Below are 12839 nucleotides of genomic sequence, written 5' to 3' on the forward strand. Positions count from 1 at the left end.
ATTACTTTAATAAGGTAATATCTCCCGTTTTTGTATATTTTTTTCCATCCGATGTTTCAATCAACAATACATAATGATACACATCCTGTGGCTGAATTACGCCGTTATATGTACCATCCCACCCCCCCGATTTTGTGAAACCCTGATAAACCAGTTTACCCCATCTGTTATAAATATTCCATTTCATTTTGGTAATGCCATATCCTTGCACATAAATAACATCATTAATACCATCACCATTTGGCGAAAATGCTTTGGGCACATCAAACAAGGGCGCAATTAATGCCTGAACCGGCAGGCATTTTTCATCAACACATCCCGATTTGTTGATAGTTTGCAGACAAGCTGTATAATTTTTGGTTGAATCGTATATATGACTAACGGGGGTGGCTATACTGGTGGTAATGGTTGAATCTCCATCTCCAAACAACCATTTATAACTCAAAGCAGGCTGCGACAGATTAGTAAATTGAATGGGCGTATTAGTAACCGGAGGCTGCGGTGCCACACTAAAGTCAGCAATTGATTTTATTTTCATTTGTACTATTTGAGTGGTGGTGTCTGATTTATTGCAGGTATTTGGATCATTTGCAATTAGGGTAATGGTATAACTGCCTGTATCATTGTATTGATGGGTAGGACTAATGGCTGTTGAGCTGCTACCATCTCCAAAACTCCAAATAAAATTGGTTCCACCAGTTGATGTATTGTTGAATATGGCAGTATAAGGAACACAACCAATAGCCGGTGTTTGAAATGCTGCTTTTACATTGGCAGCAATTCTAATTTGTAAAACAGTGCTATCATTTTGATTACAGTAGCCGGTATCTTGCAGTATTAAACTGACATTATAAATACCCTCTGATGGAAATGTGTGTGTTTGCGGTTGTGTGCCGGTTACAACAGAGGTACCATCGCCAAATTTTAAAATAAATGATTGGCCGTTAAATGGCTTATTGGGAGGTGAAGTAGAAGTATTGTTGAATTGAAAAGTTAATGATTCGCAACCACCAATTTTAGCCGCATTTAAACCCAAAGTAGCCGCATCATTCCGAACACGAATGGTAACATAAGATGTATCACTAACATTACAACTATTCGGATCGGTAGATACCAGCATTACTTTATAAAAACCAATATTTTGAAATACATGCGATGTTTTTGGAGTAGTAGTTGTTACTTGAGTAGAGCCATCATTAAAATCCCACATATAAGTTTTTCCCTGAGCTACTGTATCTGCAAAATCAACATTTAAAGGCACACAACCCGATGTATCGCGGGGAATACCATTGGCTGCAGCCTGCAGGCCTGAAGAAATGCCTGCTAAATTAAAAGCAATTTTAAGTGCCATCATATTGCAATCGGGGCCATTATTAGTTGTAGAAAATACATAGGGTGGGCTGCCGGTTAAAACAGGATTGGCGGGTGGGCCTTGTTTACAAGAACAGATGGTTTGATAAATAATACCATTTTTATCGAAACGGCTGGTGCCACCATCCACATGATCGCCTAATGCACCATTCTGTCCAAAATAGCTGCCAAACAATTGGCTTTGTGCATTTTTTTCTAATACAAAGAAATAAAAATCGGCACCATCTGTAGTGTTTTGCAGATAATTGGGAGTTGACATATTTCTAACCCCACTATTCAAATAACCGTCATCAATATCAATACCACCACCCCAGCCTGATACATATACATTTTCACAACGATCCACCAGAAAAGCTGTTGGGGAGATATTGGGCTGCGGACTGCCGGGTGCTCCAAATGTTGCTGAATAAACAAAATCTGATAAGTCGGGTTTTAATTTGCAAATAAATTGTTTACCATCTGTTTGCCCCTGTGCTTGATTAAAAGGAGAATTAACTACCTGCCATTTGCCATTTGTAGTTCCCATAATATAGGGAAAGCCCAACTTATCGAATTGCACTCCAAATAACATGTCTGCTCCATTCGTGCCAAAATAACTGCTATTGATTAATTGAGAACCATCATTACTGATGACTGCTACAAAACCATCGCAAATACCACCCTGATATGTTGAAAATTTTACATTTGCACCAATACCGGGAAAATTCGTACTGGCAGTTCCACCGGCAACATAAATGTTATTGTTGGTAGGATTGATGGATAACACAAAGGCGGCATCGTTATCATTCCCTCCTAAATATGAACTGAATAAAACCGAACTTAAATCCGGAGTAGCTTTTATTATTACTGCGTCCTGAAAAAAGCTACTGCCATTGGCACCTCCATTGTTTTTTTGGAAAGCATTTGCAGAAACGGGAAAATCCGTTGACTGTGTACAACCTGCTAAATAAATATTTCCTGCTCCATCAATAATCACTTCGCTTCTGGCATCATCGCCATAATTTAAGCGAGTAGATTGATAACCGGATGTACCTGTATATTTTCCCCGAATATTTACACCATCATCGGCACTACCACCGATAACCAGTGAGCCCACAATGCCGGTACCTGTAGCATTTAGCTTTGTGATAAAAATATCAAATCCTCCACCCGTTCCAACTTTATTGGTAGAGGGGAAATTGGCAGAACTGGTCCTTCCGGCAATAATTAAATTGCCTGCATTATCGGTTATTAAACTATGGGGTTGTTCATTGCCATTACCACCCAAATAGGTGGCATATACTCTGTTTCTGCCGGTTGGATCTAACTTCATAATTGCTACATCATAAGGAGAAAGTTCCCCCTCTCTTACCCCACCCTGAAAAGACGTTTGAAATGCGCCATTGCTCACAGGAAAAGATTGGTTATCACCTGCAAATACAATACCGCCGGCATAAAAATTTCCCGAATTATCGTAAGTGGCAGTATAGCCCCAGTTTTCAGCAGTACTGCCGGAAAAACTGGAAAAAACAAATTGTGGATCAATAACCAGTGTTGCAGCAGGATCTGTTTTTTCAACATTAAACTTTACAATACTACCCTTTATGTTGTAGGTACAAGGCACTATTTGCTTGCCCGATAAATTAACAGCATAACTATAGGGTTTAGCCTCTTTTAAATTTTGTACAGAAGTTTGAATAATGAGTTCACCGTTTTTTTGCTTCAGTCCATTTACTCCATCATAATATAACGCGATTGTATTTACGTTACCACCTGGATTTACAATGATATCATATTTTAAAGTGCCGTTGGTGGTGTAATAACGAACATCAATATTTGGATATATATTTTTGCAGGTAATGGCCTGATAAACTTTACAATTTTGCCCCCATTTAGTGGGGTCATTCCCAATTAAATAATTGTTGGCAGTTGCCAACGGTTTATCAGGAATAATTTCAGGATTGGGATTGGCATTTAAAAACTTTACCTGATATACATGCAATCTGAGTACTTTTTTCCCATTGCCGGCATCGGCTTCAGGGGGTGCGATGGCTGTAGTAGTTTGTCCATTTGCATTTACCTGTTGAATGTATTTAATGTAAGGTCTCGAAAATTGTTGATGGGGAGATAAAGTAGCATAATCTTCAGGACTATATAGTAACATTCTGAAACCACCATCTTTTTGAATGGAAAAAGCTCCGATGGTAAGGTTTCCTCTGTAGGCTATATCATTATTCCACTGACCTTTATTCTCAACAAATTGCAAATTGGACTGCGCTTTACTTTGCTGCAGCAAACCCATTATACAGAAAGCAAAAAGAAAGTACCTTATCCCACTCATACATAATAAGTTTTACTGCCAGAAAAATACATCAACAGAAAGCAATAGTAAGTTACAAAATCCCTACCATATTGTTAAATAACAGGTTGCATTTATAAATGTTTAATCAGGATATTTTACTCCATCCAGTTTTACCCTTTGATGATTGCAAAAACAAACGCAGACAGCTATTTTCCTGGGATTGTAATTCCATATCTTTTTCTACCAATTGTTCTGCCTCCATTCTGGCCACTTCTAACATTTGTCTATCATTCACAATACTGGCTAGTTTAAAATTTACTGCCCCGCTTTGTCGGGTACCTTCAATTTCACCAGGACCTCTTAATTCCAAATCTTTTTCAGCAATCACAAATCCATTATTGGTGGCACACATTATCTTGATACGTTCTTTGGCCTCAGCGCTTATTTTACTACCTGTTAAAAGGATGCAAAAACTTTGTTCGCTACCCCTTCCTACCCTGCCGCGCAATTGGTGTAACTGCGATAAACCAAATTTTTCAGAACTTTCAATCACCATTACAGAAGCATTGGGCACATTTACACCCACTTCAATAACAGTGGTACTCACCATAATTTGCGTTTCGCCTTTTACAAAGCGTTGCATATTCAATTCTTTCTGTTCAACCGGTTGTTTGCCATGCACCATACTAATGCTGAACCTGGGTTCGGGGAAAAAACTTTTAACCTGCTCGAAGCCCTGCATTAAATCTTCATAACTTAGTTTTTCACTTTCTTCAATTAATGGATAAATAAAATAAGCCTGCCTGCCTTTTTCAATTTCAGATTTTACAAAATCCATCACACTGGCACGGGCATGTTCAGCACGGTGAACGGTTTTAACGGGTTGCCTGCCGGGTGGTAATTCATCCATTACACTATAATCCAAATCTCCATAGGCTGTCATTGCAAGGGTTCGCGGAATGGGTGTTGCCGTCATTACCAGCACATGCGGTGGGATGGCAGCTTTTTTCCAAAGTTTGGCACGTTGTTCTACACCAAACCGATGTTGTTCATCTATAATCACCAAACCTAAATTTTTAAACTGCACTATATCTTCAATAATGGCGTGGGTTCCTACAATAAAATGGATGGAATCATCCAACAACCCTTTTAAAATTCTTTTTCGTTCTGCGGTTTTAGTACTTCCGGTTAAAAGTGCAATTTCAAACGGCATTTCTTTTAATAAATTACACAATCCTTCAAAATGCTGTTGGGCCAATATTTCAGTTGGCGCCATCATACAACTTTGAAAACCATTATCTGCTGCCAATAGCATGGCTAATAAAGCAACAATGGTTTTACCGCTTCCTACATCGCCTTGCAACAAACGATTCATTTGATGGCCTTTGGCCGTATCTGATCTAATTTCTTTCAATACCCTTTTTTGTGCATTGGTTAATTGAAAAGGCAAATACCTGTTGTAGAAAGTATTAAAATAATCGCCAACTTTTTCAAACAAAACTCCCCTGCTGGCGTTTTGTCTTCTTAGTTTTACTATATGCAAGCGTACCTGTGCAATAAAAAGCTCTTCAAATTTTAAACGGCGCAATGCAGCTTCATAAGCTTCCGGATTGGCAGGAAAATGAATGGCCTGATAGGCTTCAAAACGAGGCACTAATTTTAATCGATTACAAATTTCAGGTGGTATATTTTCGGATATGCAACCAGATGGAAGAATGGAAAATAATTGCTGGGTTAAGTGTGCTATCTGCCGACCACTTAATCCCCTTGCTTTTAATTTTTCAGTTGCCGGATAAACCGGTTCTAAATAATTTTTTGCAGTAATATTTTGTGGCTGTTTCAACTCTATTTCAGGATGAACTAGTTGGGGTTTGCCATTAAAAAAACTCACTTTCCCAAATACAAGATACGTTGCGCCAATTTGCACATTTTTTTGAATCCAGGTAATACCCTGAAACCAGGTAAGTTCAAGCATTGCACCGGATTGGTCTGATAACTGACCTACCATTCGCCTGGCACGTTTTTCACCAATTACCTCCAATGCAATTAATTTTCCGGCCACCTGAATATATTCAGTATTGAACTGAATGGATGAAATAGGACTAATAACAGTTTTATCAATATGTCGGTAAGGAAAATGGTTTAATAAATCTTCATACACAAAAATGCTTAATTCTTTTTTAAGCAAATCGGCTCTGAGAGGCCCCACGCCTTTTAAATATTCAATAGGAGTTTGTAATATGTTTGTTGTTTGCACGTTAGTTACCACAATTTATTCAACACAAATAACAAAAGTAAATACTAAGGTCGTTCATTTAATATGAATAGCACGCAGTAATCATAAAATACTTTACTTTTAAATTCAAATGCACAAAAACAAACTACAATGGATAGAAGGATTTTTATTAAAAATGGTTCATTAGCAGGATTGGCCATTACTGCTATTGCAACAGAAGCGGCCGTTGCAAATATAAACAATTATACAGCAGCAGATTTTCCTTTAATGGAAACAACTATTGATGCTGTTCAACAAAACATGCAGGAAGGTAAATTAACTGCACGTCAGTTAACTGAAATGTATTTAAAAAGAATAAAAGCCATTGACCAATCCGGGCCGGCCATCAATGCTGTAATTGAGGTGAACCCCGATGCCCTTGCCATTGCAGAAGCATTGGATAAAGAAAGAAAAGCAGGTAAGATTAGAGGCCTCTTGCATGGTATACCTGTTTTAATTAAAGACAATATTAATACCGGTGATAAAATGATGACGACAGCCGGATCATTGGCATTAGAAGGGAATATTGCCGATAAAGATGCATTTGTAATTACACAATTACGAAAGGCGGGTGCCGTTATTTTAGGTAAAACCAATTTAAGCGAATGGGCCAACTGGCGTTCAACCCGATCTACAAGTGGCTGGAGCAGCCGTGGCGGACAAACCAAAAATCCCAACATGCTAGACAGAGGACCTTGTGGCTCCAGCGCAGGTTCCGGAGCTGCTGTTTCTGCTAATTTATGTGTAGTAGCAGTGGGAACTGAAACAGATGGTTCAGTCATTGCGCCTTCTTCTTTCAATGGTATTGTAGGCATTAAACCCACTGTTGGTTTAGTGAGCCGTAGTGGCATTATACCTATTTCTGCAACGCAGGATACCGCAGGCCCAATGGCCAGAACTGTGAAAGATGCTGCAATTTTACTGAGTGCCATGACAGGAATAGATGAGGCTGATGCAGTTACCTTAAACAGCAAAGGAAAAGTACCGGCAGATTATACTCAGTTTTTAGATGCTTCTGCATTGAAGGGAAAAAGAATCGGCATTGAAAAATCTTTTTTAAAAGGCCATGAGGGTGTTGTGGCATTGTATAAAGCAGCCATTGAAACCTTACAGCAACAAGGCGCTACCGTTGTAGAGGTTGAATTGCTGAAATTAACCAACCCTTTAGGCGAAGCCGAAAATATAGTTTTACAATACGAATTTAAAGATGGCGTAAATCGCTATTTGGCAAGCGCCAAAGGCAAAGTTCATTCCTTAAAAGAATTAATTGCATTTAATAATGCAAATGCTGCCACCGTTATGCCCTATTTTAAACAGGAATTATTAGAACAAAGTGAAGCAAGGGGAACATTGCAGGATGCCGCTTATCAGGAAGCGCATGCAAAGTCAACTTCTGCAAGAGCAATCATTGATAACCTGATGAAAACAGAACGCTTAGATGCCATTGCCGGTACCAGTATTGGCCCCGCCTGTTGTATAGACCTAATTAATGGGGATTATGATACCGGATTTTATTTCTGCCCACCTGCAGCCATGGCCGGTTATCCACATATTTCTGTTCCAGTTGGTACTTTGCAGCATCTGCCGGTTGGTTTTTCTTTTATTGCCGGAGCTTTTGAGGAGCCCAAATTATTAAGCATAGCCTATGCTTTTGAACAAGCTACTCAAAAAAGAGTTGTACCGAAGTTTATACCCAACTTTATTCCAACAGCACCTTTGGTTTAATATACCTTGCATACTTCCATACTTTTTAACAACGCCTCGCCAACAATGAGGCTTTGTTATGCTTTTATTTTATAACCACCGTATGCTTTTTAAAACAAAAATTACTTTTCTGTTTTTTCATTATCTTAACCCATCAAAATTTGCCTTACTAATTTTTCATATACCCCTTATGTTTCAATCACTGTTGCATTACGTTCCAAATGATTTACAAATGTTTATACTGGTAGTGGTATTTGCATTCATCATTGGTTTAGAACAGCGGCGGTACCACATCAATGAACCATTTGAAAATTTATTTGGTACCGACAGAACATTTACACTATTAGGCATTCTGGGTTACATTTTGTATATAATTGATAAGCAGCAATTATATACATTCATTATTGGGGCTTGCTTTAATATGCTCTTACTGGGTATTTATTATTTTCAAAAAATTAGTACAGAAAAGAAGTTTGGATTAACCACTATTCTGATTGCATTAATTACTTACACACTGGCGCCTCTTGTTTATACGCAACCACTCTGGCTAACATTTAGCATTGTAATTCTAACTTTAGTAATTACAGAAGCTAAAAAAAGTTTGTTTGCTTTTTCAAAATTATTTGATGAAGATGAATTTATTGTTTTAGCTAAATTTTTAGTTTTAACAGGTGTTATACTTCCTTTATTACCCGCACAGCCTATTTCAGTATCTATTGCAGTTTCTCCTTATCAAATCTGGCTGGCTGTTGTAGTCATATCCAGTATTTCTTATGCCAGCTATTTGGTTAAAAAATTTATATTCCCCAACGCAGGAATTATCATCACCGCAATATTAGGCGGCTTGTATAGCAGCACCGCCACAACCGTTATTCTGGCCAGAAAAAACAGGGAAAACCCCGATGACAGTACTATTTTACCAGGTATATTATTAGCAACGCTCATGATGTACATCAGGTTATTTATAATTGCCTATATTTTTAACAGCACCATTGCATTTGCACTATTACCTTATTTTTTATTTTTTATATTGGTAACATCTATCATCATTGCAGGATTGTTATGGTTACATCGGGAACAGAAAGTAAATAAAACGACTACCTTTCTAACCACCAAGGGCAATCCATTAGAATTTAAAACAGCATTGGTTTTCGCTGCATTATTCATTCTGTTTTCGCTTTTAACCAGCTTTGTATTTCGTGTGTTTGGCAATAGTGGGTTAAATGTTTTGGCATTGGTTGTAGGTGTAACAGATATTGACCCCTTTATTTTAAATCTGTTTCAGGGCAGAATGGTGATAAGTGAAGGCGTGATTGTATTAGCGGTTTTAAATGCTATTGTCAGCAATAATATTTTAAAAATGTTGTATACCATTGTATTGGGTGCGCCACTTCTTCGAAAAAAAATATGGATAAGTTTTGGTATTCTAATTGTATCTGGTATCGGTATTTCTTTATGGTTATTTCTGACTAAAGGCACTTAATACATAAAAATTGCTATTGCTTAGAAAAAAAACGAAGGCAGGAATGTACAAACAGGTTACTTAAATTATCTTCGCCGCTATGAAAAAAGAAACAGTGTTAAGCGGTATACGCCCCACCGGATACTTGCATTTGGGCAACTATTTTGGTGCCATGCGTAATTATGTAAAAATGCAGGATACCTATAATTGTTATTTTTTTGTAGCCAACTGGCATAGCCTAACTACCCATCCCGATACGAAAGCCCTTCAGGAAAGTGTGTACAGAGTAATTGCAGAAAATGTAGCCTGTGGATTAGACCCCGAAAAAGTAGCATTGTATGTACAAAGTGATGTGCCTGAAATTGCAGAGCTCTATTTGTACCTGAACATGTTGGCTTATAAAGGTGAATTGGAAAAAACAACTACTTTTAAAGATAAAGCCAAACTGCAACCCGATAATATCAATGCAGGGTTATTAACCTATCCTGTTTTAATGGCTGCAGATATATTGATACACAGAGCTGTTAAAGTGCCTGTTGGCAAAGATCAGGAACAACATTTAGAGATGGCCCGCAATTTTGCCGAACGTTTTAATTTCAGGTATGGCCATATTTTTCCTGAACCCCATGCTTTTAATTTTGGTGATAACCTGATTAAAATAATGAGCTTAGATGGAAATGGGAAAATGAGTAAAAGCGAAAACCAAATGGCCACCATTTTTTTAGCAGATGAAGATGACATTATTCGCAAAAAAATCATGAAGGCGAAAACAGACAGCGGACCTACTGTTCCCAATTCATTGAAGCCTGACTATATTAAAAATTTATTTACCTTGATGAAAATAGTCAGTAAAGCAGAAGTGTATGATACATTTAATGAAGATTATAAACAATGCAACATACGCTATGGCGATTTTAAAAAGCAACTGGCTGAAGATATGGTAGCCTTTATACAACCTATCAGAGAAAAAGCAGCAGCTATACAAAATGATAAAATTCTTTTACACCAAATCATGAAACAAGGGGCTGAAAAGGCTAGGGAAAGTGCCCATGCCACACTTCAGGAAGTAAGAAAAGCAATTAGAATGATTTATTAAAAACAAGCACCACTTACTAATTATTTATTACATTCACCGATAAACAGCAATCCCTTTCTAATTAAAATATTTTACTATAAATGGCTAAAATAAAAAAACCAAAACATATTGCAGTAGCCGGCAATATTGGTGCAGGAAAAACAACACTTACTGAAATGCTGAGCAAGCATTACAAATGGATTCCGCAATTTGAAGACGTGGACCACAATCCTTATTTGATGGATTTTTATGAAGACATGCCACGCTGGAGCTTTAACCTGCAAATTTATTTTTTAAACAGCCGCCTGAATCAGTTATTAGATATTCAAAGAGGTACCGAAACCGTAATTCAGGACAGAACCATTTATGAAGATGCTACTATTTTTGCACCCAATTTGCACGATATGGGTTTAATGCCTAAAAGAGATTTTGAAAATTATTATACTTTTTTTCAAACCCTCAAAAGCATGATTCAACCACCCGATCTGCTCATTTATTTAAAAGCATCAGTGCCTACCTTAGTAGCTCAAATTCAAAAAAGAGGCCGGGAATATGAAGACAATATTCGCTTAGATTATTTGAAAAAACTAAACGATTATTATAAACAATTTGCCGATAATTATAAAGAAGGTCCTATTTTAATTGTTGACTGCGATAAAAATAAATTTGCTGAAAACGAAGAACATTTGGGTGAAATTATCAGCAAAATAGATGCTACATTATTTGGATTATTTTAAATCAATTGTAAATAATTATCCTACACAAAAAATCCCGCAGAAACAACGGGATTTTCTCATTTGCCAGAGCAATCGAAGAGACCAAAATTTAAAATCAGGCAGTAGTTTTGGGTGCGGCACAAACAATATCCTGAGGAACACCTGATTTGTATTTTTCGAAATTTTGATTAAACAATGTAGATAGTTGATGTGCTGCCTTATCATAAGCATTCCTATCACTCCAGGTGTATCTGGGATGTAATAACTGAACCGGAACACCGGGGCAGGTTTTAGGAATTTGAACGCCAAAAACCGAATGCGTTTCAAATTCTACATGATTGAGTTTTCCAGACAATGCAGCACCAACCATGGCACGGGTATACTGCAAATTCATTCGTTTACCCACGCCATAACCACCACCGGTCCAGCCTGTATTTACCAACCAAACTTTAACTCCATGTTTTTTAATTTTGTTACCCAACAATGCAGCATATTTACCTGGATGCAAGGGCATAAACGGCGCTCCAAAACAAGCACTGAAGGTAGCTTTTGGCTCTGTTACGCCTGCTTCGGTACCGGCTACTTTTGCGGTATAGCCGCTAATAAACTGGTACATGGCCTGTTCGGTACTTAATTTACTGATAGGTGGTAATACACCATAAGCATCGCAGGTTAAAAAGAAAATGTTTTGGGGAATACCGGCAAAAGAAGGTACTAAGGCATTGCTGATATAATGTAATGGATAACTTACCCTTGTGTTTTCTGTAATGGATTTATCTGAAAAATTGATTTGATTGGTATTTGGATAAAATACAATGTTTTCCACTAAAGCGCCAGGTTGAATGGCCTTAAAAATTTCTGGTTCTTTGGCTGCATCCAAATCTATACATTTTGCATAACAACCGCCTTCAAAATTAAATACACTGTTGGCATCCCAACCGTGCTCATCATCCCCTATTAATTTTCTGCTTGCACCTGCACTCAATGTTGTTTTGCCGGTACCGCTTAAACCAAAAAATAAAGCAACATCCTCTTCATCACCCACATTTGCACTACAATGCATACTCAGGGTTTGATGCTGTAAAGGCAATAAAAAATTCAAAACAGTAAAAATTCCTTTTTTTATTTCACCGGTATATGCCGTTCCGCCAATTATAATGGTTTTTTCGGTAAAAGAAATAATAGCAAAATTGCCTTGTCGGGTGCCATCTGTTGCGGGATTAGCCAAAAAATTAGGTGCTTGAATAATGTGCCAATCGGGCTCAAATTCATGCAACTCCTCGGCACTTGGCCGAATAAACATATTATAAGCAAATAAATTACTCCACGGGTTTTCATTGATAACTCTGATTTTGATGCGATAGTCGGGATGTGCACAGGCAAAAGCATCTCTAACCCACAAACTTTTTTGATGGTTACAATAATCAATTAGCTTTTGCTTTAATGCATCAAATTTTTCGGCATCAAAAGGAATATTAAAATTATTCCAGTCAACGGTATGTTCGGTTAAACTGTCTTTTACTATAAACCTGTCTAAAGGACTTCTTCCGGTAAATTTTCCAGTTTCCACACACAACGCACCCGTATTATTTAAAACACCTTCCGATCTTAAGAGTGTTTGTTCGGTCAATGTTTTCGTTGAAAGTTGATAATGTATTTGTAAATTAAGTGAAAAACCAAGTGTGCTTAACTGTTCAGGCAATAGCGATTGATTCATTGTGGCAATCATACAAACAATCATTTGTTAGTTTTACAAAGATATAGTCATGCATTCCAGTTTAACAAACAACGTGTATCCATTACACTTTTAAAAAAATTTAATTGTTTTCAGTAATAACAATTATTTTTTAAATAAACCAAAGTAGAATTTACATGCACCTGATTAAAACCGTTATTTCTTTTACAGCATTCGAAAAATAAAAAGTTATTTATTTTTTGCATTTCTACATACTTTT

7 protein-coding genes are annotated in these 12839 nt (G+C 37.3%); 4 read left to right on the plus strand and 3 right to left on the minus strand.

What is annotated here, in order from left to right; translation table 11 throughout:
- Position 1 precedes the first annotated feature (1 nt).
- Together AC3QLY_RS14755 and recG are read right to left on the minus strand one after the other, a co-directional pair.
- Positions 2-3691: a DUF7948 domain-containing protein gene (locus tag AC3QLY_RS14755; RefSeq protein ID WP_492989930.1), complete on the minus strand. Its 3690-nt coding sequence runs from the start codon at positions 3689-3691 to the stop codon at positions 2-4.
- A 106-nt stretch (positions 3692-3797) separates the two neighbouring features.
- Complete coding sequence (gene recG, locus AC3QLY_RS14760; RefSeq protein WP_492989932.1) at positions 3798-5909, minus strand: ATP-dependent DNA helicase RecG; 2112 nt, start codon at positions 5907-5909, stop codon at positions 3798-3800.
- Between the two features lie 129 nt (positions 5910-6038).
- Here recG and AC3QLY_RS14765 point away from each other — a divergent pair, with 129 nt between their 5' ends.
- From AC3QLY_RS14765 to AC3QLY_RS14780, 4 genes are all read left to right on the plus strand, one after another.
- Positions 6039-7652, plus strand: a complete 1614-nt coding sequence (locus tag AC3QLY_RS14765) for an amidase (protein WP_074417741.1) — start codon at positions 6039-6041, stop codon at positions 7650-7652.
- Between the two features lie 169 nt (positions 7653-7821).
- Positions 7822-9114, plus strand: coding sequence for an MgtC/SapB family protein (locus AC3QLY_RS14770; protein ID WP_074417764.1), 1293 nt, complete (start codon positions 7822-7824; stop codon positions 9112-9114).
- Between the two features lie 79 nt (positions 9115-9193).
- Entirely contained in the window at positions 9194-10189 is a 996-nt protein-coding gene (gene trpS / locus AC3QLY_RS14775; protein ID WP_074417740.1) for a tryptophan--tRNA ligase, read from the plus strand.
- 80 nt (positions 10190-10269) lie between these two features.
- Positions 10270-10905, plus strand: a complete 636-nt coding sequence (locus AC3QLY_RS14780; RefSeq protein ID WP_068241453.1) for a deoxynucleoside kinase — start codon at positions 10270-10272, stop codon at positions 10903-10905.
- A 94-nt stretch (positions 10906-10999) separates the two neighbouring features.
- On the opposite strand, the gene pckA is transcribed toward AC3QLY_RS14780, so the two are convergent.
- Positions 11000-12613, minus strand: coding sequence for a phosphoenolpyruvate carboxykinase (ATP) (gene pckA / locus AC3QLY_RS14785; protein ID WP_492989935.1), 1614 nt, complete (start codon positions 12611-12613; stop codon positions 11000-11002).
- Between the last annotated feature and the right edge of the window lie 226 nt (positions 12614-12839).

Source organism: Hydrotalea sp. GW822-HT8A01, from assembly GCF_058798575.1.

Bases quoted from the DNA above. Each gene is read 5' to 3' on its own strand.
- AC3QLY_RS14755 (WP_492989930.1), bottom strand. From the start codon at position 3,691: ATGAGTGGGATAAGGTACTTTCTTTTTGCTTTCTGTATAATGGGTTTG.
- AC3QLY_RS14765 (WP_074417741.1), top strand. From the start codon at position 6,039: ATGGATAGAAGGATTTTTATTAAAAATGGTTCATTAGCAGGATTGGCC.
- AC3QLY_RS14780 (WP_068241453.1), top strand. From the start codon at position 10,270: ATGGCTAAAATAAAAAAACCAAAACATATTGCAGTAGCCGGCAATATT.
- trpS (WP_074417740.1), top strand. From the start codon at position 9,194: ATGAAAAAAGAAACAGTGTTAAGCGGTATACGCCCCACCGGATACTTG.
- pckA (WP_492989935.1), bottom strand. From the start codon at position 12,613: ATGATTGCCACAATGAATCAATCGCTATTGCCTGAACAGTTAAGCACA.
- AC3QLY_RS14770 (WP_074417764.1), top strand. From the start codon at position 7,822: ATGTTTCAATCACTGTTGCATTACGTTCCAAATGATTTACAAATGTTT.